Here is a 26,478-nt window from a genome sequence, read left to right as displayed (position 1 = left end):
TAGGAGGATAAAATGAAAAATTTTATTGCTGGAATCTCTCTGCTGGCTCTGGGACTTTTCCCGCTTGCGGTCTCCGCGCAGCCGGTCACGATCCGTCTGGGCCACGTCGGATTTCCCGGCTCGCTCTTCGCGATCACGACCGACGAATTCGCCAAGAGAGCGAACGCCGCGCTCGCGGGCAAGGTGGATATCAAAGTCTTCCATTCGAGCCAGCTCGGCAGCGACGAGCAGATGATGCGCGGCATCAAAGTCGGCGCGCCGGAGATGTTCGCGCCGTCCACGGTGATGAGCACGGCCGACGACAAATTCGGCGTGTTCGAGATGCCCTATCTCATCGTCAGCCGCGCCCACATGAAAAAGGCCGCGGACAACAAACAAATTCAGACCCAACTCTTTGGCGGCCTGCCGGCAAAAGGAATGCGCATCCTCGGTGTATGGGAGAACGGCTTTCGCCACATCACCAACAACGTCCGCCCCATCGTCAAGCCCGACGATTTGAAGGGCATCAAATTGAGAGTGCCCGGAGGCGTGTGGCGGGTCAAAATGTTCAAAGCCTACGGCGGCAACCCCTCCCCCATGCCGCTGGCCGAGGTTTACTCGGCGCTGCAGTCCGGCGTGATGGACGGCCAGGAAAATCCTTTTCCGCAGATCGCATCGGCCAAGTTTCACGAAGTACAGAAATTCCTTTCCCTGTCGGGGCACGTTTATACGCCTGCCTATCTGGTGGTCGGCGAAGACGTGTGGAAAAGGCTGCCGCCGGACGTTCAGGGGACGCTGTCGAAGATCGCCTGGGAAATGGGAGATTTCGCCCGTTCCGAGGGCGAGCGCCTCGACAAAGAACTGATGGGAAAGGTTGCGCCGCCGATGAAGGCCAACGAAGTCGATAAAGACGCCTTCATCAAGGCATCGGCGTCGGTGTATGAGGAGTTCGGCAAAGAAGTCTCGGGCGGAGCGGAGTTGGTGAAGCTCATACAATCGCTACGCTAATCGTGGAAAGATTTTTTCGTCGTTTCATCGCCTGGGTGGAGTGGTGGACCGTTCTGCTGCTGGCTCTCATGGTGGCGCTGGTTTGCTTCGGAGTCTTTTTCCGCTACGCGCTTAAATCATCCCTGGTCTGGTACGACGAGTTCGCTTCATACCTTCTAGTATGGCTCACCTTTTATGGCGCCGTAGTGGCGTCGTATCGCAGGCGCCACATAGGCTTCGAGGTCGTGATCGAGAAATTACGGCCGGAGACCCGAAGGATCGTCGACTTCATCGGCGAATTATTCGTCCTGGGCTTCCAGGTCGTGCTCTTTTATTACGGCTGGCAGCTCGTCGAAAAGATGGGGAACGACAGCGCCATCTCTCTTCCCTGGATCAAGATGGCCTGGATCTACAGCGTGCTGCCGATCACCGGCGGCCTCATGCTTGTTATCAGCGCGATTCGTCTCGTGGAGATCGCCTTCGTTAAAGAGCGCGAGAGAGGAGATGAAGCGGCGTGGAGTGGCTCATCCTCGGAATAGTGATCGCCCTCACGGTCATCAACGTTCCGATCGGCTTCGCCCTTTCTCTCTCCGCGATCGTTCTCGTCCTGCTGAAAGGGACGGCGCCTCTCGGCATCGTCCCGCTCAACCTTTTTTCCGGCGCCTCCAGTTTTCCCCTGCTCGCGATTCCTCTCTTCATACTGGCGGGCGGCCTGATGGAAACTTCGGGAATTTCTCTCCGCCTGGTCAACATGGCTAACAGCTTCGTCGGCTTCATCCGCGGCGGCCTGGCGATGGTCACGATCGTCGCGACCATGATTCAAAGCGAGATCTCCGGCTCCTCGGTGGCCGACGCGGCGGCGATCGGCAACGTCGTCATTCCCGCGATGGAGAAGCGCGGCTATCCGCGCGCGCTCAGCGCCGCGATCGTGTCCAACGCGGCCTCGGCGGCGATTTTGATTCCGCCGTCTATCCCGATGATCATTTACGCCTGGATGGCGGAAACTTCGGTGGCGAAGCTTTTCTTTGCCGGATTCCTGCCGGGTTTTATCGCCTGTGCCGCCATGATGGCTGTGAGTTACTATTATGCCCGCAAGTACAACCTGCCCGTGGAGTCGAGGTTCTCTCTGCACAAGGTCGGCAAATCGACTTTGGAAGCTTTCTGGGCGCTCATGATCCCGATCGTCATCTGGGGCGGCATCTTCCTCGGTATCGCGACCGCGACGGAGGTCGCGGCCCTAGCGGTGCTGGCGGCGTTCATCATCGGCGTCTTCATTTACCGAGAGCTCCCGACGAAAGAAACCGTTCGCGTCCTCAAGGACTCCGCCGGACAGACCGCCGTCGTCATGCTCATCGTGGCGTCGTCGGCGGTTCTCGGCTGGTATTTGACGAGCGAGCAGATTCCCCAAAAGTTCGCCCGCATGATTCTCGAGACCACCTCGAACAAGTATTTGATCCTCTTTTTCCTCAATATCTTCTTCTTCGTCGCCGGCATGTTCCTCCACTCCGCCGCCGCGATCATTCTCGTCGTCCCGATCGTGATGCCGCTCATCCGTCAAATCGGCGTCGATCCGATTCATTTCGGCATCATCGTCACGATCAACCTGGGCGTCGGCCAGCAAACTCCTCCCGTCGCGACCGTGCTTTTCACCACCGCCGCCATCGCGCGCATCCCCTTCTGGGAAGTCTTCAAAGCCGGCTGGCCCTTCACGCTGGTGCTCGCATTGGTCACGCTGTTAGTGACTTACGTGCCGTGGATCAGTCTGGGTTTAGTGAATATGATCCAGTGGTAGCGGACATTGACAACCCAGCCACGCCTAAGTAGCATCCTTCCAACAAAGGAGAATCTCCGATGAGTCTGCAAAAATTCGCAATCGTTTCTATTTGTCTCGCCGTTCTTGTTGCGGTTGCCGTTCCGGTTTCCGCACAACTGTCCCGAGTCCACGTCGGCTACAGCGCGATCAGCGGCGACCAACTGCCGCTTTGGGTCGGGAAGGAAAGCGGAATTTTCGAGAGGAACGGCCTCGACGTACAGACCATTTTCTTCACCGGCGGAAGCACGGCGATCCTGGCGCTGGTCTCGGGCGATGTTCCGATCACACAGGTTTCCGGTCCCGGCCTCGTCAGCAGCGGACTGGCCGGTTCGGACGCGGTCTTCGTCGCCGGAGGCATGACTTCGTTGAATTACGTGCTGATGGGAAAGCCGGGCGTCACTTCGGCGGAGCAGCTCAAAGGCGGGACTGTCGCAATCAGTCGTTTCGGCTCGGCGACGGACACGATCGCCAGATTCGCGCTTAAAAAAATTGGCTTGACGCCGGGAAAAGATGTGACGATCGTGCAAGTGGGCAGCGGACCGGACCGCCTGGGCGCAGCTTTGACCGGCCGGGTGACCGCTTCCGTGATCAATCCGCCTTCCAGCTTTCAGGCCGAAAAAAAGGGCATGGCCGTCATTGCCGACGTGGCGAAGCTGGGTCTCTCGTTCCAGCATACCGCGCCCGCAACGACGAGAAAGTATATCAAAGAACATCAAGATATCGTTCGCAGATACGTCAAAGGGCATGTGGAAGCGGTGCATCGGATGTGGACGGACAAGGAAACCACCATCAAAGTCCTGGGAAAGTACATGGGGGGCGGAATGGAGCGTGAGATATTGGAAAAAACCCGGGAGAACGTCCTGACCGAAGCCTTATTTCCCAAAAAACAATTCCCGACGATCGAAGGACTCAAATTCGTCCTGGAAGACATAGGCGAAAGAGACCCGAGAGCAAAGAGCGCCAAGCCAGAACAGTTCCTGGACATGACGTTTATCAAGGAGATCGATCAGAGCGGCTATATCGACGGATTGTACAAGAAAAAGTAACCGCCCTGCCGGAACGGCATGAGCTTCCGGGCTCTCACAAAGGAGAAATTCTGGACCAGGGAACCGCGCTCATTCTAGTCGAAACCATCCTTCGTGTCGCCCTCGGTCTTCGTTTTCTCTATAGCGGCATCAGCAATATACACAGATGGCCTAACGCGATGCGAAACGCCGAGATCGTTTTCCCCTGCGGCTTTAAAGTATTCGGCTTTATCGCAGTATTTCTGATGGTCGGCGGCGGATTGGGTCTGGCACTGGGAGTGGCAACGCGCCTGGCCGCGCTGATGATCGCTCTCTTCTTAATCCCGACTTTCGCAATTCAACGCCACTGGCTCAGCGTGCTGCCGTCGATGATCGAAGACGTGAATCGCGCGCTGGCCGACGCTTCACGGAAGAACACGTTCCAACGTTTGGCCCGGCAGGCGTTTCACTCCCATGAGACTGGTTGGCAAAACAATCTGCTGATGCTGCTCCTGGCGTTATATTTTGCCGTTCGCGGCTCGCCCGCGTTCGGAATCGACAATCTTCTCGGATAAGGCAAGCGAATCCGCCATTCACTGCGCTTACTTTTTAGCCCAGACGCGAATCTGAATCGCGACGGTGAGCTCCTGCTTCGCGGCGGCTGATTTTTCTTCACGGCTCATAGTTCTCTGCGCAGCGGTCACTGGGCTTCTCGCTCCCTGCTCTTCCTTCACCTTGGTGGATTGTCGCTTCGCGCCAGCCGTCCCCGATAATCCCGCTCCGGGTTCTTTCTTCAATGCGCTGCGGAACTCCTCCTCCCGCGACTGGGGCACTTCCACCGCCAGCAACAAACCATCTTCGGAGGCCTGCTCGCTAACCACTCTTCCAGTGACATTCGCAAGCATATCTCTGATCCGGCGCTGAAAAAGCCCGACGTCCTCCGACTTCACCTCCACAATCTGCTCCGGCGCCTTGGCGATCCGATCTTTGCTCGCGGGCGCGGCGAAAAGCGGAGCCGGCGGCGGCGCTTCTCTCTCGGCGCCTGCGCCACGGAAGGCGGCGCCGGGGTTTCTTTCTCCGACAACGCCTCTGATAATGATTGCCGCGTTGCCTCGCGGTTTAGCTCTTTATATGCAAGAACCGAGCGGGGATTTTGATTCGGACGGCTCGGATCCAACTCGGCCATGCGCCGCTTTTCTTCTTCGGACGTCTTGGGACTTTTTTTAAAGAGGATCGCGCTCTCTTGAGATAGTTCAGACGAACGATAAACATAAAATGCCAAAGTTGTGACGATCAACAGCGCCGCAGCCTCTACTGGAAGCTTGATCTTGGCGGGCACAAAGGCCCACCGCCAGAGATGACCCAGCTTCCAACCGCTGTCGATCTTTCTGTTTACCTGAATTAGAAAATCCGGCGCCGTCTTTATCTCACCCAGGGAACAGATCAACGTGACCGTGCTGCGGAGAGCCTCCAATTCCTGGCGGCATGCCGAGCAGAAGCCAAGGTGTTCCTTCAGCAGGGAGGCGTGCGACGGCGCCAATCGGGCGTCCAAATAATCCGAAAATAATTCCTGGACCTCCGGGCAATTCATGAGGCCATGCTCCTTTTCTCATCCGGCAATGAATAGGCTTTGATCTTGGATTGAACGTATAAACGAGCCCGGTGCAGCCTGGACCGGACGGTCCCGAGCTCCAGGGCCAAACATTCGGCGATCTCCTCATAGGAAAGACCTTCCATATCGCGCAATATGAGAATCATCCTTTGCTCTTCAGGCAAAGCGCCGATGGCCTTTTCCAACAAAGCCTTGAGCTGCTTGCGTTCGAGAAGACTGTGCGGATTCGAGGAGGGATCGCAACGAAGCGGCTCCAGGTCATCGACAACTTCCGTGAGCCGGCGCTCGCGCGCTTGTTTCTTTTTATGGTTCAGGCAACTGTTGGCCGTAATGCGATAAAGCCAGGTGGAAAAAAGCGCCTCACCGTGGAAATTCCCGAGCGCGTGTTAAACCTTGACGAAAACGTCTTGGGCCAGATCTTCGGCTTCGGCCCGATCGCCGAGCATCCGGGCGGCGATCCCCAGCACCCGGCACCGGTACTTCAGAACCAATTGATTGAATGAGGATCTATGTCCATCCTGACCTTTCGGACCAACTCCCCGTCCGGGTCCTCGACCGACGCCATCGCCACGCCTTTACCTCCCAAACGTTTAGACAGCGCAGGAACAAAAAAGTTCCCGTGTCGGATCAAAAATTGTCGCGTCTGCATTGTAAATTAAGAGACTCGATGAAGAAAGAGGAGGTTTCGGGATTGGATTAATAAGTTCGATCATTCCAGCCGAGGCACGCTCAGATGTCCGCTTTGTGCTCGGGCGGATATATCGGCATAAAAAAAGAGCGCGCCCCAAATGGGACGCTCCCTTTTGAAACGCTTCGAGATGCGAAGCTTGCCCGCCGCTACAGAACCGAAAGAGTCGAGGGCGGTGAAGGCGGAGGTACGCTGAACGTCGCCGTGACCGATTTCGCTGAGTCCATCGCGACGACGCAACTACCCGTGCCCGTGCATGCGCCGCTCCAGCCCGCGAAAGTAGAGCCGGATGCCGCAGTTGCCGTAAGCGTCACCGACGTCCCTCTGTTGTAGTTCGCCGAGCATGTAGAGCCGCAGTTGATCCCCGAAGGAGAGCTGGTGACCGTACCGCTGCCTGCGCCTGACTTGGTCGCCGTGAGGGCGAATGTCTGTATATTGAAGGTGGCCGTGACCGACTTTGCCGAGCTCATACTAACAACGCAGCTGCCGGTCCCGGTACAGGCGCCGCTCCAGCCCGCGAAAGTAGAGCCGGATGCCGCCGTGGCCGTCAGGGTCACGGAGGTCCCGCTGTTGTAATTCGCCGAGCATATAGAACCGCAGTTGATCCCTGAAGGAGAGCTGGTGACGGTGCCGCTGCCTGCGCCCGCCTTCACCAGTGTCAGCGCGAAACTCTGCGCTGTAAACGTCGCCGTAACCGATTTCGCTGAGTCCATCGCAACGACGCAACTGCCCGTCCCCGTGCAAGCCCCGCTCCAGCCGGTAAAAGAATAATTCGCGCCCGCCGTGGCCGTCAGCGTGACGGAAGTTCCGCTGGCGTAGCTGCCCGAGCAAGTCGAGCCGCAGTTGATCCCGGCGGGAGAACTTGTCACCGTGCCGGTGCCGGTCTTGCTGACCGTGAGTGTAGCCGAGCTGGTGCCGCATGCTACGTTGGTATACGAGGAATCGCCGCCCGAATTGTAGGCCCGGACGCGATAACAAAAATTAGTAGCGTCCGCCAGGCCCGCGTCCGTGTACGAACTGATATTCATACCTGTCATGCCGATCTGTGCAAACGGTCCCGACGTGGAAGTTCCCCGCTCGATTTTAAATCCATCCTCGTCTGTGGAGTTATCCGTCCAACTCAAAGTGAGTTGACCGGCGTGCAATTCTGTATGCGCAAGGATCGCCGCCATGAACAAAAAACAGAGGGCGAAAGTTCGTTTGCGCAGCGTGTTTAACCAAATCATCTTTGTCTCCTCCGACGGCACCCAACTTGACCAGGATTGAAGCGGTGTCCTATAAGGAAAGAAAGAACACCCTTTTCGTTGGCCGCTTCTTTCCAAGACCCGGGATGCCGTCAATTCAGGGCCTCAATGAGTAGGAACGCTTGATTGATTGATAACTGGTCTTTGAGCAACCGCTATGCCATTTTGTACAAACGAGATTGCGCGCCAATTTCGAGTAAAAACTTGTCCCTGCCTTGCTTTCGACTGACAAAAATTGGTTGACGGGAGTATTAAACATCCCTTTTGCCTTTTCTCGGAAGTATTTGAGTCATTGGAGGAACGACTTTTTGAGGTTATCGTGTCGGTGTTTTACCGACGGGTGATTGGAATAGGAATATAACTGAATTCTTTGAGTTGCATGACATGATATGATCACGGACAAGCAAGCCGAAGCGGCTGTAGAAGATCTCGAAAAATGGGCCAATCGGGTGGTCCGTTCGACAGATCCAGGGGCCGGGGCATCCATATATTATGATGGCGATTCCAGCACGTACGTGATCCGCTTGGCCAGAGGCAGCCGTGTGCTGCTGTTCCGCCTATCCGGGGCACAGGTGCAAACGCCGGGACGGGAAAAGGAATGCGAAGACACGTTGAAAAGAAAAGTGGGCGATTTGTGAAGTCAGCGTCGTTCTCGGGCTAGGCGGGCGCGTTTTGGCCGCGGCATGACCTCCGCCGAACTTTCATGGTAAATGACGAGTGGAAACGGCTCGCCGTCGCGGCTGCCGTTTGCGCGTGGTTCAGCTTCTGGAGCATCGGCTCGGTCAGCTTCATCGATCCCGACGAGGGCATGTATGGAAGCATCGCGCGCGAGATGGCCGAAAGCGGCGACTGGGTTACCGCCCGATTCAACGGCGTCCGCTACCTGAATAAGCCCCCGCTTCTGTTCTGGCTGTCGGCGCTGACTTTCAAGATTTTCGGCCCCGCGGAATGGGGGGTCCGTCTGTGGAGCGCCCTTCCCGCTTTCGCCACTGCTCTGCTCGTCTGGGTCCTGGGGAGATGGCTCTACGGCCGAGCCGGCGGATTATTTTCCGCGCTGGTCTTTACCTCGAGTTTAGGCATTTTTCTCTACGCTCACGTGACCCTGACCGACCCCCTCCTTATATTCTCGACCTGTCTCGCCATAACAGCAGCGGTATGCGCGGAACGAGGCGGAGCTTCGGAATCGGGTTCTGCTAAGCTCGCTGGCTCGTGTGAAATCAGGGGACCACTCCTATTCTATCTGGCTCTATCTCTTGGCGTCTTGACCAAAGGCTTGATCGCTCTTCTGCTGCCGGTCATGGTTCTCGGAGCTTTTTCCATCTTGAAGCGCAAAACCGGCAAAGCTATCTTCGACCGCTTGCTCGCCACTCGGTACGCGCTCGCCGGCGCTCTGCTCTTTTTCCTCTTGGTAACGCCGTGGCATTTCCTCGCGGCACGGAATAATCCCGGCTTCGTTCAATACTATCTTCTGGACAACCAGCTCCTGCGTTATCTCAAAGGCGGGACGCTGATTGAAGACGACGTATCCGTGACGACGCCAATGTTTCTCGTTCTGGTCCTCGTCTGGTTTCTGCCCTGGAGCGCGCTTCTCCCGGCTGTTCTTCGACAGACCATAGTTAAAACAAGGCATTCGCTCTCTTCGAACGGCGACCTAAAGGTCCTGCCGGTTATCTGGGCCACTGTCATCCTGCTATTCTTCTCGCTTTCTTCATCGAAGCTCGAGCACTACTCTCTTCCCGCGCTCCCCGCGTTGAGCCTTATGACCGGCGGCTGGTGGGGTGAGCGGCTGCGATCGCCTGGACCTATGAGTCCCGTGGCGCGATACTTGGCGCTTGCAATTCTGCCTGGCGCTCTTTTCGGAATGACGTTGCTCTATTGGCAAGGTTTGCCAATCATGCCCGGATTCTCTCACGCGCTGTTGGAGTTCATGGGCTACTATCGTGCAATTCAGACCCAGGGTCTCGACTTTCCCATCGCCATCCAACCTTTCGCCACGCTGATCATAGCCGTAGGGTTGATGCTCCTTTTCGGAATATCGGCCGCCGTGCTGCTCCTCGCCTGCAATAAAGTTTGGGTGGGGTTGTTTTCCTTTCTACTGACCTCCGCGGGAATTTTTCTCCTGCTGTTTCGCGTCGTGTTGCTTTTGGAGCCTTACCATTCCACCAAGCCGATCGCCGACGCGATCCTAGCCCAAGCCCGACCGCAGGACCTGATCCTTCACGAGGATCCGCTCGAATACAGCGGCGGCCTGGTTTTTTATACAGGCAAACGAATCTATATCGTCAACGGAAAGCGGGGCAGCCTGGAGTTCGGCTCGCGCTATCCCGAGGCGCGGGAGATTTTTCTGGATAGCGAAGCGTTTGTGAGACTATGGCGAGGCGAGCAAAAGTTATTTCTAGTGACCCGCTTTCCGCAGGAGCGCAGCGTCGTCCATTCATTGCCGCAAGAAAATATCCGACTCTTGGGCCGTTTCGGCGCGCGCTGGCTCTACACCAATCGTGATTAAAAGCGTATGCGGTCGATCATTTCCCGTGAAACTCCCGGGCAACATCCTTGGCAAAATAGGTAAGAATCATGTCGGCGCCGGCGCGCTTGATCGAGAGCAGGAGCTCCAGCACGATCCTACGCTCGTCGATCCAGCCGTTTTTCGCCGCGGCTTTGATCATGGAATATTCGCCGCTGACATTGTAGGCGGCCACGGGATAACCGAACTTCTGCTTCACCCGATAGACGATGTCGAGATAAGTCATGGCCGGCTTGACCATGACGATGTCGGCGCCTTCGCGAATGTCCAGCTCGACTTCCCGCAGCGCTTCGTCGGCGTTTCCCGGGTCCATCTGATAAGAGCGGCGATCGCCGAACTGAGGCGTGGATTCGGCGGCGTCGCGAAACGGCGCGTAGAATCCGGACGCGTATTTCGCCGCGTAGGCCATGATGGCGATCTGCTCGAAGCCACCCTGGTCCAAGGCCTTGCGGATCGCCCCCACTCGTCCGTCCATCATGTCGGACGGGGCCACGATATCCGCGCCGGCCTTGGCGTGAGAGAGCGCTTCCTTGACGAGCAACTCGAGTGTGGCGTCGTTATCCACGTCGCCGTCCTTGATCACGCCGCAGTGGCCGTGGTCGGTATACTCGCACAGGCAAACATCGGTGATTACCAGTAGTTCCGGGATTCTGTCTTTGATGGCGCGAACGGCCTTCTGCACCACACCGCCGTCGAAGTAGGCCTCGGATCCCACGCTGTCCTTGCGCTCGGGAATTCCGAAGAGAATCACGGCCGGAATCCCGAGAGAATTCACCTCTTCGCACTCTTTCACCGCGTGAGCGACCGAGAGCTGAGCCACCCCCGGCATGGAAGGCACCGGCTGCGCGCCGTCCTTGCCGGGTCCGATGAATAAAGGATAAATGAGATGATCGGCGCTGAGCGCGGTTTCACGGACGAGCGCGCGCAGGCGCTCGTTCTTTCTCAGCCGCCTCGGGCGATAGCTTGGAAACTCCATGGAACCTCCTGGAATTATTAGACTTTATCCCTCCCGCCCTTGCCCTTTGCATTGGCGAAGTATTCTACAATCGCCCGCGTAAGTCCGGGAATCGTGTACTCCGCCGCAATAGCATCCACTCGAACTCCTAGCTCTTCGGCCGTAGCTTGCGTGATCGGGCCAATGCACGCAATTGCGGTAGCGCTTAAAAGCCCCTTGACGTCGTCCGCACCCAAGAGCGCAACGAAATTTTTCACCGTGCTGGAACTCGTGAACGTAACCATGTCGGCTTTCCCGCCGAGCAGCAGCGCGCGCATCCAGTTTGAAGCATTTTTCGGAACGATGGTGCGGTAGGCCTCCACCACATCGACTTGGGCGCCCCATTGTCGTAACGTTTGGATCAGCACATCGCGCGCCTCCGCCGCCCGCGGGATCAGCACCTTTCGTCCCCGCATCTCCTCAGGCCGGAGCATTTCAAGGATCGCCTCCGCGCGAAACTCCTCCGGCACAACGCGCGGCCTGACACCCAACGATTCTAGAGCTTTTGCAGTCTCCGGCCCGATGGCCGCGGCGCGAATTTTTCCGAGACCGCTCGCATGTATCTTGAGATGGGCAAGACGATCCGAAAAGCAGCTCACCCCGTTGACGCTGGTAAAAATAATCCAGTCGTACTGTTGGAGGTTTTGAATCGCCCGATCGAGAGCTTCATAACTTGCCGGCGGAACGATCTCGATCGTGGGGAACTCGATTGCTTCCGCGCCGAGGCGTTTCAGCGCTTCGACAAAGGAGCTCGCCTGCGAGCGGGCGCGGGTGACAACGATGCGCCGTCCGGAGAGCGGTCTACTCTCGTCAGGCAGACTCGTGCCCGCGTTAACCTGCGCCATGAACCGAATCTCTGCTCTCAACCGTCAGTATCTTGTCCGCGCCCATCGTCAATAACCGCTCGGCGAGAGTTCTTCCTAAATGCTCCGCCTGCTCCGCGGGACCTTCTGTCTCGTCTTTAAATAGCTTCCGGCCGTCGGGATCGGCTATGACTCCTTTCAGTCTCATCTTGTCATACTTGGCCCAAGCTCGCGCGCCGACCGGAAGCTGGCAGCCACCGCCTAATCGCATAAGAAACGCCCTTTCCGCAGCGACTTCCAACATCGTCGGCGCGTGGCGCAAAAACTCCAGGAAAGAGGTTGCACGACGGTCACCGCCACGTATCTCCAACCCCAGCGCGCCTTGAGCGACGGCGCCAAGGCAAATTCCTTCATCCAGATACTCCGTGACGCGCTTCTCCAAACCTAATCGTTTCAGCCCAGCAGCCGCCATCACCAGCCCATCGACCTCGCCCGCGTCCATCTTTCTCAGCCGCGTGTCCACGTTGCCGCGGATCGGCTCAACCGACAGGTCCGGCCGGCAGTGGAGAATTTGCGCGCGGCGTCTCAAGCTGCCCGTGCCCAGCTTCGCCCCGGCGGGCAGATCTTTCAGCGGCCGGCGCGCCGAACTGACCAAAACGTCACGCGCATCTTCCCGCTCCGGAATCGCCGCGATGGCGAGACCGGGCGTCATCTCCGTCGGCAGGTCCTTCATCGAGTGCACTGCCAGATCGATTGCCTTTTTTAGCAGCGCCTCCTCGATCTCCTTGACGAAAATTCCTTTGCCGGGAATCGCCACGATCGGCGCGGTTAGAAAACGATCGCCGCTAGTCTTGATCGTGACGACTTCAATTCCAAGCTCCGGATAACGTTCCTCAAGCTTCCGCTTCACCCACTCCGTCTGGGCCAACGCCAAAGCGCTGCCGCGAGTACCGATGCGAATAACGTTCATGAAAAAAGCCTTCAGCGGTTGTACGATGGCTACTTATCTTCAAGGCCGAACAATTTCTTCAACGCCTCGATGTAAAGAGCTTCATCTCCCTCGTCGGGATTCTTCAGCCGCGAGATCGGCGCGTGTAGGATCTTGCCGATCATCGCCGAAGTCATATCCTCTATCGCCCGCCGCTCCTTTTCCGAAAGACCCTTCAGGCTCGTGCGCAGAGATTTCTCCAATTCATTCTGCCGGATCTCCTCCAGCCGCTGGCGCAACGCGACGATCGTCGGCACCTGATCCAGGGAATCGAGCCAGCGCAAAAAACCCTCCACCTCTTCGTCCACGATCTCGTCCGCCTTCAGCACCTCTCCGGTCCGCCCGTTCAGATTCTCGCTCGCGACGCTTTGCAGGTCGTCGATGTCGTAGAGATAAACGTTGGCGACCTGGTTGATAAGCGGGTCGAAGTTGCGGCGATCGCCGAGATCGAGAAAGAACATCGCCTTTTGTTTTCTCTCTTTCAGCGTCGCTTCCACGGTCTGCGGTTGAAGCAAGTAGTCCGGCGCGCCGGCGCAGCCGATCACGAGATCGGCGAGCTTCAAATAGCGGGAGAACTCCTCGAAGCGGATCGGGTTGCCGCGAAACTCGGCGGCGACCTCGACGGCGCGCTCGAAGGTCCGGTTGGTCACCATCAAGCTACTGACGCCGTTTCGCTGGAGATGCCGGCAGACCGAATGGCCCATCTTGCCCGCCCCGACGAGCATGACTGTTTTATCTTCCAGGCGATCAAAAATCCTCTTCGCCAGCTCCACCGCCACCGAGCTGACCGAGACCACGCGGCTGGCGATGCCGGTCTCCGTGCGCACCCGCTTCGCCACCGAAAACGAGCGGTGAAAGAGCCGGTGCAACACCGGACCGACGCTCCCCGCCGCTCTGGCGGCAAGATAATAATCTTTGAGCTGGCCGAGAATCTGCGGCTCGCCCACGACCATGGAATCGAGGCTTGCGGCGACGCGAAACAGATGGCGCACGGCCTCGCCTCCGGCATAGGCGTAAAGACGAGCTTCCAGGTTGCTTTCGCCCGCCGCGGCTTCCCGCTCCAATAAAAATCTCTTCACCTCGGCAAATGCCTTGTCTCTGTCCGATGTGGCGGCAACCACTTCCACTCGGTTGCAGGTGGAGAGCACCGCGCCTTCGCCGACGGAGCCGAGCGCGCGAAGGCATTGGAGTGTCTCGCCCAGGAGCGCGCCGTCGAAAGCGACGCGCTCGCGCAGCTCCACCGGAGCGGTGCGGTGATTGAGTCCGACGATGACGATGTCTCTATTCACGCTTACTCGAAGCGGCCGGCGTGTCTGCTGGGGAAGAGCGCATCGCCCCAGAGAAAGTAGCCGAACCAGACGACAAATCCCAAAATGGTCAGGAACGCGGCCCTCCGTCCGCGCCAGCCCGCCGCGACCCGTCCTTGCAGCAGAGAGCCGTAGACGAGCCAGGTGATCGCGGAGGAAATCTGGCGCGGCTCCCACGACCAATAATCCCCCCAGTGCACGCCGGCCCAGAGACTTCCGGTGAGAATTCCCAGCGTCATGAGCGGGAATCCCCAAACCAGGAAGATGTAATTCAGCCGGTCGAGACGCTCCAGCGGCGGCAGCGGCTGGTTCAACGCCTTCGTCCTCTTGCTCTTCAGCCGCGACTCCTGGACGAGATACATCACGCTCACTGCAAAGGCCAAAGCGAACACGGCATTGCCCAGGAACGCGAGCGTCACGTGAACCGGGAGCCAATAGGTCTTGAGACCGGGCGGAAGCTCCCCGGCGCCAGCCCCGAACGCAATGCCGGCAAGCGACATGAGAAAGGCCAAAGGCGCCACAAAACAGCCGAGGATAGTGAGGCGATACTTGAGCTGAACTAAAAGATAAACGCCGACGATGACCCAACTATACACGGACAACGCTTCGTGCAGTTCCGTGACCGCGGGAAAACCGTTTTGGGAGATTTGCAGAGCCAGCGCCACGGTATGCAATAAGAAGCCCGCCAGCAGAATCAGCGGCGCGGCCCGAGATAAAAAATCCTTCAGCAGCAAGACATAAATGATGAACATCCCCGTTGCGATGAGATACAGCGAAGCCGTCCCTTTGAGCAGCGCGACGTCCATAAGAGTAAAACCGATCGGCCTCCTAGGGGAAAGGTATATACCCTAACGCCTAGTCGGCTCAAACGGTACCGATGATACTGGGAAAAAACCCAAAACACCCGGCAGCGGAATTGTTCTAGGATAGCTTTCACGGTCTTGAACATCTGTAATTGTTTGTAAACCTTGCGCTTCTCCGAAAAAGGCCTATTGCCGAGAGATAAAAATTTTAAAAGCCAATGAGGAAACCGCAGGAACGGACGAGGTGGCCGTATCGTTGTTCAGGTCTTCTTCGGAATCTTCGGTTGCCGTCCGATGGCGAGGCGGTGGGCGGTGCTCATGCCTTCGGCGTACCGCGATCGCGCTGACCCGTTATTGTTTCTTTGGCGATGACCGAAATCCGATGACATGATGCCACGTACCCAACGCCTCTTTTCCCGTGACATCTTCCGGCTTCTTCAGGCAGTGAGGGCAGATTTGTTCCTTGGCAAACTCGATGATTCTCTGGCCGCCTGTCAGTTCGACGTTGAAAGTCACGCCGCAGTTCTGACATTTCAGCGTCCACACCCCAGAATCCAAACCTCGTACTTCTCCATTCTAACAGTGTTAGGTGTCGCTACAGCGATCGCCCCTAGGCGAATCTATCGTGCGGTCGTAGCCAAGCGGCACGTCGAGCTTACGACCTCCGGGCGTCTATTTCTCGAAGAGGCGCGCTCGATCCTGGCGCACGTCGCGCTGTCCCGATGTTCAACTGCAGATGCACAATATGATCGTGAATGAGCAAGTAGCGGCCCTCGCGTCGGGCCGGATCGACGTTGGCTTTCTTGTCCGGCCTTGCGATGACAGCCTGACGGCGCCGCTTCCCGGAGTGACGACCGAGGCCATCGCTCGTCATCCCCTCATCGTCGCACTCCCTCGGCGTCATCGACTTGCTTCGAGGCAACGGCTCACTCTCGCCGAGCTGGCACGCGAGCCTTATATCCTATTCAAGCGCGCGACCGCTCCGCTGTTCTATGACTACGTCATCAGCCTCTACCAGAGGGAAGCACTCCCGCTCAACGTGCGCCATGAGGCGGACCATCCGTCAACCATACTGGGGCTTGTCGCTGCGGGCATCGGCCTCACGCTTCTGCCGCTCAGCGTCGATCACCGCTACTCCGGTGTCGTCTTCCGCACGCTTGCGGAAGCGGCGCGACTGGAGATCGCCCTCGCCTGGCGTGCACACAACGACTCGGCGCTGATTCAAAAATTCCGCCAGACAATCCGCGAGGCCATCAAGACCGGCCCGAGAAAAAACGGCAGATCCTGAGGCTATCCGCCGCGCCGGCGGCGATGGCGCGGTAGCCGCCGGAAACTTGGGCGGGATAGCTTGTTTAGAAGCTAGGCTTTTTTGGGAATCTTGAGCTGCTGGCCGATGGCCAGGCGGTGGGCGTTGCTCATACCGTTGGCTTCTTGGATCGCGCTGACCGTGACTTTGTAGTTACGGGCGATCTTGGAGAGCGTCTCGCCGGGCGCGACGTGGTGGAGAATCCAGTCGAGCGAAGTTTTCGAAGCCGCAACGATCTTGGCCGCGCCTTCTTTCGATGCTCCGGCGATCTTTCTATAGGCGGCGACGAGCGCTTCCAGCTTGTCGGGCGGCGCTTTGACGCGATATCCGCCGGGAATATCCCTGGTCTTGGAAGTCAACGCAGGATTCCACGCCAGAAATTGAGCGTGAGAGATATCCGTCGGCTTCAGTAAAGCCACAATCGAAACGTTGCGCTCGACCGGCAACTCTTCCAGCGGCATGGGCGGATGATATTCGAGATCGGGAAAAAATTCCGCGCTTCTCCGCGCCACGTCCACCGCGGCCAGAAACTCGGCGTAAAAGCTCTTGGAGGCGAAGCCGAAGGACGGCGCCTGGTAACGCTGGATGATCTCGACGAGATCGGTGGAGCCCACTTCGGCGACGGCGCGCGCCATGCCCTCCCTGCCGTGGTTATAGGCGGTAAGCGCCAGCGGCCAGTTGCCGAGAGCGTCATAATTTTGACTCAGGAAGCGCGCCGCGGCCCGCGTCGATTCGATCGGGTCGCGTCTCTCGTCCAGTACCGGACCGACGCGCATGAATTTCTTTCCCGTAGAAGGCATGAATTGCCACATGCCGAGCGCGCCGGCGCTGGAGCGGGCATTGAGGTTGAAAGAAGATTCCACGAGAGGAAGATAGGCAATTTCTTCCGGCAGGCCTTCCTCGCGCATGATTTTTTGCATCTGGTCGAGATAGCGCCGCGACAGCGCCAGTCCGGCAATAAATCGGTCCTTCACGCCCCTCTGCGCCCTCACTCTCTGTTCGGGCGCCTCAAAGCCTTCCGCCTGGCCGATCGCCGCGATCTCTTCTCTGATCAGCTTGCGCGCGTTGCTATTGTCATCGATGTTGACGACTTTGTAGATTTTCAGCGGGTCCTGCCGGTCGTGAAAAATCACCTCGGTGCCGCCGTATTGGGTAAAAACCAGACGCCAAAACTCGACCGCGTTCTCCAAACCGGGGAGAACCGGAAAGGGATTTTCCTCAGCCGGCAGCGAGGAAGGCCGGGCCAAGCAGACGGCGATCAGAAGCGCGGAAAACAGTCCTACGGGAAATCGCTGTGCGTTCATAATAAAATTGACGCATTGTACCAAAAGAGCTACTTTGTTGTCAAAAACTTGCCGGTGATTGTTAAAACCCTTCTCTTGGTTGCCCTCCTTTCCGCTTCAGCACTGCTATTCTCGTGCCAAAAAACGGGCCGGCGCCCAGATACTCCGCCAGACACTCTGGTCGTAGCGCTCGAAAGCAGCCCCACTTATCTGGATCCGCGCTACGCTACGGACGCCTATTCGGAGCGTATCAGCCGATTGATCTTCAATGGCCTTCTGCGTCCCGACGAAAACTCCCGCCTGGAGCCCGATCTAGCCGTAAAATGGCAACCTATCGATGACAGGACTTACGTTTTCCGTCTTCGACAAGGCGTCTTCTTTCATGACGGCAAGCCGCTGACCGCCACGGATGTGAAATTCACTTACGACTCCGTCCTCGACGCGAAAAACCGCTCGCCGAAGCGGGGAAAACTCGGTTTTCTCCAGGCAGTGGACCAACTAGGCTCGCACGAGGTGCGCTTCCGGCTTAAAGCGCCTTTCGCGCCGTTTCTAGAAGAGCTTACTTTAGGAATCGTCCCCGCCGGGACACCTGGCTACGGACAATCCGGCAGACAGAGACTCATCGGCTCGGGTCCATTCTCTCTGGCCGAGCTCAGTCCCGGAGAGCGGGTCGTTCTTACGGCGAATCCATCGTACTGGGACGGCCCGCCCGGCATTTCGACGGTTGTCTTCAAAGTCATCCCGGACGCGATCGTGCGCGTTCTCGAGTTTCGAAAAGGCACCGTCGATTTTATTCAGAACTACTTCGAGCCCGACATGCTTCCCTGGCTCGCGAAAAACACCGGCGCCGCGATCCAGAGCGAGCAGGGAACGATCTTTCAATACATCGGCATGAATCTTGAGCATCCTATTCTGGCGCGCCGCGAGGTGCGGCAGGCGCTCGGCCGCGCGATCGATCGCGAGGCGATCATCCGGCACATCCTCAAGGATCTCGCGACTCCCGCGACCGGACTTCTCTCGCCGCGGCATTGGGCGTACGAGCCGGCGGTGGCGCAGCTAAGCTATGATCCGGAAGCGGCCAAGCGGCTGCTGGACGCAGCGGGCTTTCCCGATCCGGACGGCGACGGCCCGCTGCCGCGCTTCAAGCTCTCCTACAAGACGACGAACCTGGATCTGAGAAAGAGAGTCGCCGAAACTTTGAAGGAACAACTCGCCCGCGTCGGCATCGAGCTGGAAGTGCGCGCCTACGAATGGGGAACTTTTTACGGCGACGTGAAAAGCGGCAACTTCCACCTCTACTCGCTCGAATGGGTCGGCGTGGTGGACCCCGATATTTATTATAATTTGTTCCATTCCGAGAGCGTGCCGCCGAACGGAAACAATCGTGGTCGATACCGCAATCCCGCGCTCGACCGCTTGCTGGAGCAAGGCAGAAGCGCCGCGTCGATCGAAGAGCGCCGGCGCGTATACAGCAGCGTGCAAAAAATTCTTGCCGACGATCTTCCCTACGTTCCGCTGTGGTGGTGGAAGAACGTCGTCGTCATGAAGCCGAACGTCCGGGGCTTCGTCCCCTATCCCGACGGCGATCTGATCTCGCTCAGGAAGGTTTCGCTGTCGGCGGCTACCGGCAATTAAAAGATCATGTTTTCAAACCTCTTCGGTCGATTGCACTTGCGCAACTCCCGTCCGGCGGTTTCTCGAAGGGGCCGACATGTCCTCGCTTTGCTTGGAATTTCAAATCGAAGATTTCAGATCTCAGATTTGAGATTTGCTATTGAGATCCCGAAGGGCATGCATCGGCCCGGAGAGAGACTCACGGGCGGGCGACGGATAATCATTTTTCAAGCGCCTGTTGAAACGTGAAACGTTTTTTGCTCCATCGCCTTCTGCTCCTTCTCCCCACGCTGTTCGGCGCAGTGACGGTCGTGTTTCTGCTCATTCGCGTCGTTCCCGGCGATCCGGTGGAAGCGATGCTGGGAGAGACCGCGAGCAGCATCGACAAAGCGTCGCTGCGCCGCGAGTTAGGGCTGGACCAGCCGCTGTGGAATCAATATCTACGCTTTCTCGCCGGCCTATCGGTGGGGGATCTCGGCCGCTCGCTCTACGAGCAGGCCACGGTCGCGGAGCTGATTCTGAAGCGTCTGCCCGCCACTCTGGAGCTAACGTTGGCGGCGATGGCTGTGGCATTTCTTCTCGCCTTTCCGCTGGGGATCGCGGCGGCCGCAAAGCGCGATACCTGGATCGATCGTCTCGCCCTTCTCTTCTCTCTATTCGGCCTGGCGATGCCCAATTTTTGGCTCGGCCCGCTGCTGATGATTTTTTTCTCGATCGAGCTCGGCTGGCTGCCGGTCTCGGGCCGCGGCGGCATCGACCATCTCATCCTCCCCTCTCTCACGCTCGGCATGGCGATGGCGGCGATCCTGACGCGCATGGTCCGCTCGGGTCTGCTCCAGACGATCCATGAAGATTATATCCGCACGGCGCGTGCCAAAGGCCTCAGCGAGCGGCGCGTCTGGCTCAAGCACGCGCTCCGCAACTCGCTCATCTCCGTCATCACCATCGTCGGCCTCCAGTTCGGCGCGCTGCTCGCGGGCTCGATCATCACCGAATCTATTTTTAGCTGGCCGGGCGTCGGCCGGCTCACGCTCCAGGCGATCCAGACGCGCGACTACCCTCTGGTCCAGGGCTGCGTCTTGACCATTGCGGTCTCTTACCTGGCCGTCAATCTGCTCACGGACATCTGCTACCGTTGGGCGGACCCGAAAATCGCCTATGATAAGTAGATCGATCGTTTTCATCGGTGCAGCGATTCTGATCGCACTCGTCTCTACGGCCGCGCTGGGGCCGGTGATTGCGCCGTACAGCCCGACGGCGCAGAACCTGGAGAACGATCTCGCCGCCTCGTCGCGAGAACACCCACTGGGCACCGACAAGCTCGGTCGCGACGTGCTGAGCCGTATCGTGTACGGCAGCCGCGTCTCGCTCATGGTCGGAACCACGACCGTGACGATTTCCGTCCTGATCGGTTTCTTGGTCGGCGCTCTTGCCGGCTACTTCCGCGGCTGGGTGGATCAGCTTCTCATGCGGCTCGTGGACGTGCTGATGGCATTTCCCGGAATCCTGCTCGCCATCGCCTTCACCGCCGTGCTCGGCCCCGGCCTGGACCACGTCGTATTGGCGCTGAGCCTGATCGGCTGGACCGCCTACGCCCGTCTCGTGCGCGGCGAAATCCTCGCGCTGAGAGAGAAAGAGTTCGTCCACGCGGCCGAGGCTCTGGGGGCCCCGCCGGCGCGCGTCATCCGGCTTCACATGCTGCCGAACCTTCTTCCTTCGCTCGCGATTCAAGCGATGTTCGGCATGGCGGCGGCGATCATCGCCGAGGGCAGTCTCAGCTTTTTGGGCTTGGGCGCCGAGCCGCCGACGCCGTCGTGGGGCTCGATGCTGAACGAAGGCAGACAGTTCATTCTGGTCGCGCCGCATCTCACCGCCTATCCCGGCCTCGCTATCATGGCGACGGTTCTGGCTTTGAATCTCGTCGGCGACGGTCTGCGCGATAAGCTGGAGAAACGGGGCAAATAATGATAGACGACTCTCATGAGAAAACTCTTTTCGTGCCACACCTGACCGTACGCCCATAGGACAAGGATTGTCCTGGCGGAGAAACGGATTTCTTACGACCTCGCTGAAGTGGATCTCAAGAACAAGCCCAAAGAGCTGCTCGAGCTCAATCCGTACGGCAAAGTGCCCGTGCTCGTCGACGATCAAGCCGTGATTTACGAATCCAACATCATCGACGAGTATCTCGAAGAAAAATATCCCGACGTGCGCCTCATGCCCGAAAATCCGGCCGCGAGGGCACAGGTTAGAATCTGGATGGATTATTGCAACACCCGGCTGCATGGAGCCGCCCATGAAATTTTGCACAGCGATAATCAAGAAAAAGCGCAAGAGAAACTCAAAGACTACTTGACCGCGCTCGAGCTGGAGATGGCCGGACGGGAATATTTCGCCGGCGACTACTCCCTGGCGGATATCACGCTCATTCCCTTTTTCATCCGCCGGCAGCGCTACCGCTTTGAAGTCGATCACCGGTTCCCTAATTTGAAGCGCTGGATGGACCGCGTGCTCGCGCGACCGGCGGTTGAGTCCACGCTTTGACGATTCTGGAAGAGGGATATGGCCGAATTGTCACGCACGGAGCGGCGCAAGACCGAGCGCCAGGCCAGGAAAGATGCCCAGCAAAAACAAAACCAAAAGAAAAAAATCGCCTCCAGGTTACAGACGGCGGTCCTTTGTCTGATCGGCGCGCTGCTCCTCGCGGGAGCCGGGTATTGGGCCTACGCCAAGTGGAACGCGGGTTCGCCGGCGCAGTTCGTCAAAAGTTTGGGGAACCGACACATCTCCGAATCGGAAGTCGGCCTTATAAACTACAACAGCGACCCGCCCACGTCCGGACCGCACCTGCCTATGATCGCGAACTGGGGCATTCATCAGCAGCCCGTCACCAAGGAGCTGCAAGTGCACAACCTCGAAGACGGCGGCGTGATCGTGCAATACAACTGTCCGCTAACCAATCCTGAATGTGTGCCGTTGATCGAAAAACTGGCCGGGATCGTCCGGCGCTACAGCCGCAACGTGATTCTCGCGCCGTACCCCGACATGAAAGAAAAAATCGCGCTCACCGCCTGGTCGCGCATCGACAAGTTCGACGACTTCGACGAAAACAGAATCGTGCGCTTCATCGAGGCATACATCCACATCGACCATCACCCGCCTGGTGGCGGATAATCAGGCCAGTCCTCGCTCCGCTCGGAATCTCCAAATCTCAAATTACAAATCTCATATTGCAATCTGAACTATGAGATCTGACGTCCCGAAAGGATCGCTTGAGCCCGAAAGTGCGAACTCGGAGAGCGAGGTCACAGGGACGTACGGCGACACGGCAGGCCCTGTCGGATGGAGTAAGCACCATTGGGGCGGCAGGCGAGGGTGGCCCTCGAGACACAGAAACTATTGACCTCGCCCGGAGTGGTTCGCGCTTGAGGGCTGAATTATCTTCTCTAAGTCTTCCGTCGCTCCGGCGGCTCCTGCGCCGCGGAGAAGAAGACCGCGATCAAGGCGAAACCGGCGAAAACCAACCACGAGCTCTGAAAAGCCGACAGGTACGCCTCGGGCGCGCGGGACCATTCCGTATAGGCCGTCGCGCTCGCCGATAAGACGCCATACCGATCGAGCCCGCGCACGAAGAGCATGCTCGCCAAAGCGATGCCGACGGCATTGGCGGAGTTCGCCGTGGTCACCGTGACGCCGCTGACGGCGCCGAGTCGGTCGTGAGACACCGAGCCGAACAGAGCGCTCAAATTCGGCGAGGCGAAGAGCGACCAGCCAAGCCCCATCCCCATGAGCGGGATGATAACCGCGAGCCGGGTCGAGTCGAGCCCCACGCGCGCCATCATCAACACGCTGACGAACGTGCAAGCGCATCCGGCTGTGCAGAGCAGGCGCGAGCCGAACCTGTCGGAGAGCGAGCCGCCGATCGGCGCCATGAATACGATGACCACCGAATAAAAGATCAAGGTGATTCCGACTGCGGTGGGAGTGAGCCCAAGCATGCCCTGAAGATAAAACGGCAGGAGAAAAAACGTGGCGGTCTGGGTCAACGAGATCAGCCAAAGGCTTACGATTCCCGCGGTGAAAAGCCGCCTCTGGAAAAGGCGCAAATCGAGGATCGGATCGGGCGAGCGGCGCTCGAAAAAAATAAACAGCGCGAGAAACAGGGCGAAGAGAAAAAACAGCCCGGCGCTCCACGGGTCGAAGCCGGAGCGCGCCGCCCGGTTAAGGCCCAGGATCAAAGAGACGACGAAACAAAGCAGGGTCGTCGTGCCGAAAAGGTCAACGCCGCCGTACGAGCCTTTGGCCGCGGTGCTTTCCCGGATGACTTTCCAGGCCATGACGGCGCCGGCCAGCGCGACGGGAAGATTGACGAAAAAAATCCAGCGCCAGCCCGCGTTGTCGATCAAAAAGCCGCCCAGCGACGGGCCGACGATGTAACCCAGATGGAACGCCATCGAAGTTATTCCCAGCGCCTTTCCCCTGCTGCCGCCGGCGAAAACCGCCGAGACGATGGCGCGGCCGTTCGCCAGGATCATCGCGCCGCCGATCGCTTCGACGACGCGAAACAGGACGAGCGAAACCATGCCGGTGGCGAAACCGCAGAGCGCCGAGCCGCTCATGAAAATCACAAAGCCGAGATTGTAGATCTTTTTTCGCCCGACCATGTCGCCGAGCCTGCCCAGGCTCAGGACCAGTCCGATCACCGTGAGCTGGTATGAGAGCGGCACCCACTGGACGACTTCCATCGTGGTGGCGAACTCGGTCGAGAGCGTCGGCAGCGCGACGTTGACCGAGCGGGCGTCCACCGCCGCGATGAACTGACCCAGGCAGGCGTTGATGAGAATCAGCCGGCGCGCGCGGGCCGAGATTTCATTTTCAGTTGTCGGCACGGATTGCTTAGTCGGACCGAACGAGACTGCGACGAAGCTAGTCTTTGGTGTAGCGCACCTCGAACGTCGTGCAGCCGTTGGGCGACTTCCACGGCCCGTGGGGCATGCCCGGCGGGCGGCAGGCGTACTGCCCCGCCGTGAACTCCCGGTTCAAGCTGAGATCGATGATGCTGCCCTCGACGATATAAACTTCCTCCCAGAAATTGTGCGTCAGCACGCCGTTGGGCGTCGTGTCGCAGCCGGGGTCGAACCTGAGGACCCGCGAATAGTTTCCCGTGTTTGGATCGCCGCTCAAGATGCGCTCGTGGAGACCCGCGCATCTGCTTCCCGGCACGTCGCGCCACGGCTTCTCAGTCACGTCGAAAAATTCCAGCTCTTCTTTCATCATCTTGCGACTCCTCGACGAGAAATTCATCAAGCTTCGAGCGAACGCGTGCGATAAGCGCACCGCAGCGAACGGCCTGCGACCGGATCGAAAAGCGCGGCTTCGAAATACGGCTTGGGAACAAAAGCGCCGCCGATCAATGGGATCGTGCCGGTGTAAACGGTCGCGCCGTCCACGAGCTTTCCCAGGCGACGGCGCAATAAGACGAGCACATCTTCCGGCCTCAGCAGCGCAGCCATCCTTCCCTCCTGGTAAAGCTGTTCCCTGCCGCTCTCTCCCACCCAGCTTCTCAAAATCAAATTGTCCCAGCGCTCGCGCACGTCGGCATAATTCCAAACTTCGCCGGAGACCGGCTTGGGACAGACCTGTTTCGATGCGGCAATATCGATTTTCTCCAGCTCGCGGTCCGTGTGGTCGCTGCCGACGGCGACCCAAACAACCTCACCCTTCACCAAAAGAACGACTTCAGCCTCTCCCGCGGTCCGACCGCCCACTACCTCGATTTCGTCTGCGACGGTGAGTCTATCGAGCGTCGTTCGAAAGATAGCCGGAATTTCCGCCGGCGCCGGAATCCCCTGCGCCGCCAGCTCGCGCACGTGCGCGCGCACCTCGTCTTGGTTGCGTCCCGTATAGCCCGCGATGATGACTCTCGCGGGCGCGAAATCGATTTCCTTACCGGTTGACTGTAACGTGAATCTCATCATTCCTGCGGGTGCTCGTGCTTGATCATTTTCGCGATCTCCCGGCCTATGCTTTCGGCGCCGGCAGGCGCCGCGTGTGCTTCGAAAAGCGGGAACAGCTCGCGCTCCTCGCGCCGGATATGACGCTCGAGCAGGTCCGCCGCTTCGAACAAAGTCTTGGCCAGATGCTTCTCGTCATCGAGGAGGCCGACCCAGCCGCGTAGCTGCTCGTGCTCGCCCAACAACTCCGAGATCAACGGCTCCGACTCCGGGATGGACGAGCGCATGAATGGAAAAAGCGCGACTTCCTCGGCAGCGAAGTGAGGCGTCAGGCTGGCGCGAAAAAATTCTTTCAGTTCTTGCGCCCGCTCCTTCAATCCCTGAATTCCCAGCGGCTTCAATCGCCCGAGGGCCTGTTTGCGGCAGCGCAGCGCCAACGCGAGACCGTGATGGTGGTCGTGAGAGAGCGGTATCAAACTCGGGTGCCGCGGCATCGTCCGTATATGTTTACATCGAACCGCACGCGTGCTACAAGCACTCTGGCCGAAAGGAGAACGTCATTAAGCATCCGGCGCTTATCTTTACATTGCTCGCTCTCGCGCTCGGACCGGTGCATGCTTCGGCCGCCGATCAGCCGGCGAAGCTCGCGTTCGCCCACGGCGCGATCAGCAGCAACGTCACGCCGCTGTGGATCGCCAAGGAGCACGGCTTCTTCCGCAAATACGGCTTCGACGTCGATCTCGTCTTCATTATCGCCGGGCGCGCGACCCAAGCGATGCTCGCCGGGCAGGTCGCGCTGGGTTTGATCGGCGCCACGCACGTGGCCAACGCCGTGACCGGCGGCGGCGATCTGACGATGATCCTCGGCCTGCAAAATAAACTGGATTATTTGTTTATCGCGCGATCGTCGATCAAGAGCGCCGAAGACCTCAAGGGCAAGAAGGTCGCGATCGGCACGCCGTCGGGCTCCGCGTCGCTCGCCACTTATGTCGCGCTCGATTATTTCGGCCTGGTGCCGCGCCGCGACAACATCACCTTGCTCGGCGCGGGCGGCGTTCCCGAGCGGCTCGCGGCGCTCCGCGCTGGATCGGTCGACGCCACGAGCCTCTCGCCCGAATTCGGCCAGGTCATTCAAGGCGAGGGCTATCGCGTGCTGCTGGATACCGGCAAAGAGAACGTTCCCTTCCAGTCTTCGGGACTGGTCATCTCGCGAAGCTTCATGAAAACCAATCCGCAGCTCGTCGAGAACATCGCCAAATCGATCGTCGAGGGCGTCGCCTACATTCACAATCCGGCGAACGCCAAGGCTGTGCAGCAGACCATCGGCAGGAACTTGCGCTTGAGCAAGCCCGAGCAGGTCGAGAAGGCCTATGTCGATCTGCGTAAGGAATTGCCGCGCAAGCCCTGCCCGACCCTGGAAGGAGTCGCGTCGGTGCTCAAGCTGATGGCGCAGCACGGTCTCAACGCCAAGGCGGCGCAACTCAAGCCCGAAGACGTGGCGGACATGGGCTTGTGCAGGAAACTCGATGAAACCGGGTTCTTCGATCAGGTCTACAAGCAGTTCTGAATTTTGAA

Annotated in this window: 27 protein-coding genes and 2 pseudogenes; 16 read left to right on the top strand and 13 right to left on the bottom strand. The window is 58.6% G+C overall.

All coding sequences use genetic code 11. The features are described 5' to 3' along the window. Positions 1 to 12: 12 nt before the first annotated feature. The 5 genes from VGL70_01150 to VGL70_01130 are packed head-to-tail and all read left to right on the top strand — an operon-like array spanning position 13 to position 4,358. A complete protein-coding gene (locus tag VGL70_01150; GenBank protein ID HEY3302120.1) occupies positions 13 to 987 on the top strand; it encodes a TRAP transporter substrate-binding protein in 975 nt (324 codons plus the stop codon). A 2-nt stretch (positions 988 to 989) separates the two neighbouring features. After that, a complete protein-coding gene (locus tag VGL70_01145) occupies positions 990 to 1,505 on the top strand; it encodes a TRAP transporter small permease (GenBank protein ID HEY3302119.1) in 516 nt (171 codons plus the stop codon). Then, positions 1,481 to 2,758: a TRAP transporter large permease gene (locus VGL70_01140; GenBank protein HEY3302118.1), complete on the top strand. Its 1,278-nt coding sequence runs from the start codon at positions 1,481 to 1,483 to the stop codon at positions 2,756 to 2,758. Before VGL70_01145 ends, VGL70_01140 begins: the two co-directional genes overlap by 25 nt. 59 nt (positions 2,759 to 2,817) lie before the next feature. Next, complete coding sequence (locus VGL70_01135) at positions 2,818 to 3,825, top strand: ABC transporter substrate-binding protein (protein HEY3302117.1); 1,008 nt, start codon at positions 2,818 to 2,820, stop codon at positions 3,823 to 3,825. Further along, on the top strand, positions 3,807 to 4,358 hold the full coding sequence (locus VGL70_01130; GenBank protein HEY3302116.1) for a DoxX family membrane protein: 552 nt from the start codon (positions 3,807 to 3,809) through the stop codon (positions 4,356 to 4,358). Before VGL70_01135 ends, VGL70_01130 begins: the two co-directional genes overlap by 19 nt. A gap of 27 nt (positions 4,359 to 4,385) precedes the next feature. Here VGL70_01130 and VGL70_01125 read toward each other — a convergent pair whose 3' ends face one another. Both VGL70_01125 and VGL70_01120 read right to left on the bottom strand, forming a co-directional pair. Beyond that, positions 4,386 to 4,739, bottom strand: coding sequence for a hypothetical protein (locus VGL70_01125; GenBank protein ID HEY3302115.1), 354 nt, complete (start codon positions 4,737 to 4,739; stop codon positions 4,386 to 4,388). After that, positions 4,730 to 5,374 (bottom strand): zf-HC2 domain-containing protein, encoded by a 645-nt coding sequence (locus tag VGL70_01120; GenBank protein ID HEY3302114.1) that lies wholly within the window; start codon positions 5,372 to 5,374, stop codon positions 4,730 to 4,732. Before VGL70_01120 ends, VGL70_01125 begins: the two co-directional genes overlap by 10 nt. Positions 5,375 to 5,445: 71 nt before the next feature. Between VGL70_01120 and VGL70_01115 the strand changes: the two genes are divergently transcribed. Continuing rightward, on the top strand, positions 5,446 to 5,898 hold the full coding sequence (locus tag VGL70_01115; protein HEY3302113.1) for a hypothetical protein: 453 nt from the start codon (positions 5,446 to 5,448) through the stop codon (positions 5,896 to 5,898). 334 nt (positions 5,899 to 6,232) lie between these two features. On the opposite strand, the gene VGL70_01110 is transcribed toward VGL70_01115, so the two are convergent. Then, positions 6,233 to 7,309, bottom strand: coding sequence for a fibronectin type III domain-containing protein (locus VGL70_01110; protein HEY3302112.1), 1,077 nt, complete (start codon positions 7,307 to 7,309; stop codon positions 6,233 to 6,235). Positions 7,310 to 7,716: 407 nt separating this feature from the next. On the opposite strand from VGL70_01110, the gene VGL70_01105 reads away from it, so the two are divergent. Both VGL70_01105 and VGL70_01100 read left to right on the top strand, forming a co-directional pair. Beyond that, a complete protein-coding gene (locus VGL70_01105; GenBank protein HEY3302111.1) occupies positions 7,717 to 7,965 on the top strand; it encodes a hypothetical protein in 249 nt (82 codons plus the stop codon). Positions 7,966 to 8,030: 65 nt separating this feature from the next. Further along, positions 8,031 to 9,833: a glycosyltransferase family 39 protein gene (locus VGL70_01100; protein ID HEY3302110.1), complete on the top strand. Its 1,803-nt coding sequence runs from the start codon at positions 8,031 to 8,033 to the stop codon at positions 9,831 to 9,833. A 16-nt stretch (positions 9,834 to 9,849) separates the two neighbouring features. Here the strand turns inward: VGL70_01100 and hemB are convergent, their stop codons facing one another. Genes hemB through ccsA form a run of 5 tightly spaced genes read right to left on the bottom strand, consistent with a single transcriptional unit; the run spans position 9,850 to position 14,749 of the window. Further along, positions 9,850 to 10,827 (bottom strand): porphobilinogen synthase, encoded by a 978-nt coding sequence (gene hemB / locus VGL70_01095; GenBank protein HEY3302109.1) that lies wholly within the window; start codon positions 10,825 to 10,827, stop codon positions 9,850 to 9,852. Between the two features lie 17 nt (positions 10,828 to 10,844). Continuing rightward, positions 10,845 to 11,690: a uroporphyrinogen-III synthase gene (locus tag VGL70_01090; protein HEY3302108.1), complete on the bottom strand. Its 846-nt coding sequence runs from the start codon at positions 11,688 to 11,690 to the stop codon at positions 10,845 to 10,847. After that, positions 11,677 to 12,618: a hydroxymethylbilane synthase gene (gene hemC / locus VGL70_01085; protein ID HEY3302107.1), complete on the bottom strand. Its 942-nt coding sequence runs from the start codon at positions 12,616 to 12,618 to the stop codon at positions 11,677 to 11,679. Before hemC ends, VGL70_01090 begins: the two co-directional genes overlap by 14 nt. Positions 12,619 to 12,647: 29 nt before the next feature. Further along, positions 12,648 to 13,925: a glutamyl-tRNA reductase gene (gene hemA / locus VGL70_01080; GenBank protein ID HEY3302106.1), complete on the bottom strand. Its 1,278-nt coding sequence runs from the start codon at positions 13,923 to 13,925 to the stop codon at positions 12,648 to 12,650. 2 nt (positions 13,926 to 13,927) lie between these two features. Next, positions 13,928 to 14,749: a cytochrome c biogenesis protein CcsA gene (gene ccsA / locus VGL70_01075; GenBank protein HEY3302105.1), complete on the bottom strand. Its 822-nt coding sequence runs from the start codon at positions 14,747 to 14,749 to the stop codon at positions 13,928 to 13,930. 718 nt (positions 14,750 to 15,467) lie between these two features. Here ccsA and VGL70_01070 point away from each other — a divergent pair. Continuing rightward, positions 15,468 to 16,034, top strand: a pseudogene (locus VGL70_01070) (LysR family substrate-binding domain-containing protein). A gap of 71 nt (positions 16,035 to 16,105) precedes the next feature. Here VGL70_01070 and VGL70_01065 read toward each other — a convergent pair. After that, positions 16,106 to 17,356 (bottom strand): transglycosylase SLT domain-containing protein, encoded by a 1,251-nt coding sequence (locus tag VGL70_01065; protein HEY3302104.1) that lies wholly within the window; start codon positions 17,354 to 17,356, stop codon positions 16,106 to 16,108. Between the two features lie 237 nt (positions 17,357 to 17,593). Between VGL70_01065 and VGL70_01060 the strand changes: the two genes are divergently transcribed. The 6 genes and pseudogenes from VGL70_01060 to VGL70_01035 all read left to right on the top strand — a co-directional run bounded on the left by VGL70_01060 (position 17,594) and on the right by VGL70_01035 (position 22,123). Further along, a complete protein-coding gene (locus VGL70_01060) occupies positions 17,594 to 18,970 on the top strand; it encodes an ABC transporter substrate-binding protein (GenBank protein ID HEY3302103.1) in 1,377 nt (458 codons plus the stop codon). 224 nt (positions 18,971 to 19,194) lie between these two features. Beyond that, positions 19,195 to 20,118, top strand: coding sequence for a nickel ABC transporter permease (gene nikB, locus VGL70_01055; GenBank protein HEY3302102.1), 924 nt, complete (start codon positions 19,195 to 19,197; stop codon positions 20,116 to 20,118). Next, positions 20,108 to 20,914, top strand: coding sequence for a nickel transporter permease (nikC, locus tag VGL70_01050; GenBank protein HEY3302101.1), 807 nt, complete (start codon positions 20,108 to 20,110; stop codon positions 20,912 to 20,914). The genes nikB and nikC overlap by 11 nt, the downstream gene beginning before the upstream one ends. A gap of 57 nt (positions 20,915 to 20,971) precedes the next feature. Beyond that, positions 20,972 to 21,145: pseudogene (locus VGL70_01045) on the top strand (glutathione S-transferase N-terminal domain-containing protein). A gap of 21 nt (positions 21,146 to 21,166) precedes the next feature. After that, positions 21,167 to 21,493 carry a glutathione S-transferase family protein gene (locus VGL70_01040; protein HEY3302100.1) on the top strand — a complete coding sequence of 109 codons (327 nt, stop codon included), beginning with the start codon at positions 21,167 to 21,169 and terminating at the stop codon, positions 21,491 to 21,493. Between the two features lie 18 nt (positions 21,494 to 21,511). After that, positions 21,512 to 22,123, top strand: a complete 612-nt coding sequence (locus tag VGL70_01035; GenBank protein HEY3302099.1) for a DUF3105 domain-containing protein — start codon at positions 21,512 to 21,514, stop codon at positions 22,121 to 22,123. 272 nt (positions 22,124 to 22,395) lie between these two features. Here VGL70_01035 and VGL70_01030 read toward each other — a convergent pair whose 3' ends face one another. From VGL70_01030 to VGL70_01015, 4 genes are read right to left on the bottom strand one after another with little or no spacing between them, the layout of a single operon-like run. Beyond that, the gene (locus VGL70_01030) at positions 22,396 to 23,838 is read right to left on the bottom strand and encodes an MFS transporter (protein HEY3302098.1); all 1,443 of its coding nucleotides are present in this window, start codon (positions 23,836 to 23,838) and stop codon (positions 22,396 to 22,398) included. Positions 23,839 to 23,875: 37 nt separating this feature from the next. Next, entirely contained in the window at positions 23,876 to 24,226 is a 351-nt protein-coding gene (locus VGL70_01025) for a cupin (GenBank protein ID HEY3302097.1), read from the bottom strand. A 26-nt stretch (positions 24,227 to 24,252) separates the two neighbouring features. Further along, a complete protein-coding gene (locus VGL70_01020; GenBank protein ID HEY3302096.1) occupies positions 24,253 to 24,927 on the bottom strand; it encodes a DUF2848 family protein in 675 nt (224 codons plus the stop codon). Further along, positions 24,924 to 25,397 carry a hemerythrin domain-containing protein gene (locus VGL70_01015; protein ID HEY3302095.1) on the bottom strand — a complete coding sequence of 158 codons (474 nt, stop codon included), beginning with the start codon at positions 25,395 to 25,397 and terminating at the stop codon, positions 24,924 to 24,926. The genes VGL70_01020 and VGL70_01015 overlap by 4 nt, the downstream gene beginning before the upstream one ends. Positions 25,398 to 25,489: 92 nt before the next feature. Here VGL70_01015 and VGL70_01010 point away from each other — a divergent pair, with 92 nt between their 5' ends. Next, positions 25,490 to 26,470 carry an ABC transporter substrate-binding protein gene (locus tag VGL70_01010; GenBank protein ID HEY3302094.1) on the top strand — a complete coding sequence of 327 codons (981 nt, stop codon included), beginning with the start codon at positions 25,490 to 25,492 and terminating at the stop codon, positions 26,468 to 26,470. Positions 26,471 to 26,478 lie beyond the last annotated feature (8 nt).

It is taken from the genome of Candidatus Binatia bacterium, from assembly GCA_036504975.1.
Taxonomy (GTDB): Bacteria; Desulfobacterota; Binatia; order UBA9968; family UBA9968; genus JAJPJQ01.
This window is presented reverse-complemented; position numbering and strand designations above follow the sequence as displayed.

Bases quoted from the DNA above. Each gene is read 5' to 3' on its own strand.
- VGL70_01150 (HEY3302120.1), top strand. From the start codon at position 13: ATGAAAAATTTTATTGCTGGAATCTCTCTGCTGGCTCTGGGACTTTTC.
- VGL70_01135 (HEY3302117.1), top strand. From the start codon at position 2,818: ATGAGTCTGCAAAAATTCGCAATCGTTTCTATTTGTCTCGCCGTTCTT.
- VGL70_01120 (HEY3302114.1), bottom strand. From the start codon at position 5,374: ATGAATTGCCCGGAGGTCCAGGAATTATTTTCGGATTATTTGGACGCC.
- VGL70_01110 (HEY3302112.1), bottom strand. From the start codon at position 7,309: ATGATTTGGTTAAACACGCTGCGCAAACGAACTTTCGCCCTCTGTTTT.
- VGL70_01105 (HEY3302111.1), top strand. From the start codon at position 7,717: ATGATCACGGACAAGCAAGCCGAAGCGGCTGTAGAAGATCTCGAAAAA.
- VGL70_01100 (HEY3302110.1), top strand. From the start codon at position 8,031: ATGGTAAATGACGAGTGGAAACGGCTCGCCGTCGCGGCTGCCGTTTGC.
- hemB (HEY3302109.1), bottom strand. From the start codon at position 10,827: ATGGAGTTTCCAAGCTATCGCCCGAGGCGGCTGAGAAAGAACGAGCGC.
- VGL70_01090 (HEY3302108.1), bottom strand. From the start codon at position 11,690: ATGGCGCAGGTTAACGCGGGCACGAGTCTGCCTGACGAGAGTAGACCG.
- hemC (HEY3302107.1), bottom strand. From the start codon at position 12,618: ATGAACGTTATTCGCATCGGTACTCGCGGCAGCGCTTTGGCGTTGGCC.
- ccsA (HEY3302105.1), bottom strand. From the start codon at position 14,749: ATGGACGTCGCGCTGCTCAAAGGGACGGCTTCGCTGTATCTCATCGCA.
- VGL70_01065 (HEY3302104.1), bottom strand. From the start codon at position 17,356: ATGAACGCACAGCGATTTCCCGTAGGACTGTTTTCCGCGCTTCTGATC.
- nikC (HEY3302101.1), top strand. From the start codon at position 20,108: ATGATAAGTAGATCGATCGTTTTCATCGGTGCAGCGATTCTGATCGCA.
- VGL70_01040 (HEY3302100.1), top strand. From the start codon at position 21,167: ATGCCCGAAAATCCGGCCGCGAGGGCACAGGTTAGAATCTGGATGGAT.
- VGL70_01035 (HEY3302099.1), top strand. From the start codon at position 21,512: ATGGCCGAATTGTCACGCACGGAGCGGCGCAAGACCGAGCGCCAGGCC.
- VGL70_01025 (HEY3302097.1), bottom strand. From the start codon at position 24,226: ATGATGAAAGAAGAGCTGGAATTTTTCGACGTGACTGAGAAGCCGTGG.
- VGL70_01020 (HEY3302096.1), bottom strand. From the start codon at position 24,927: ATGATGAGATTCACGTTACAGTCAACCGGTAAGGAAATCGATTTCGCG.
- VGL70_01015 (HEY3302095.1), bottom strand. From the start codon at position 25,397: ATGCCGCGGCACCCGAGTTTGATACCGCTCTCTCACGACCACCATCAC.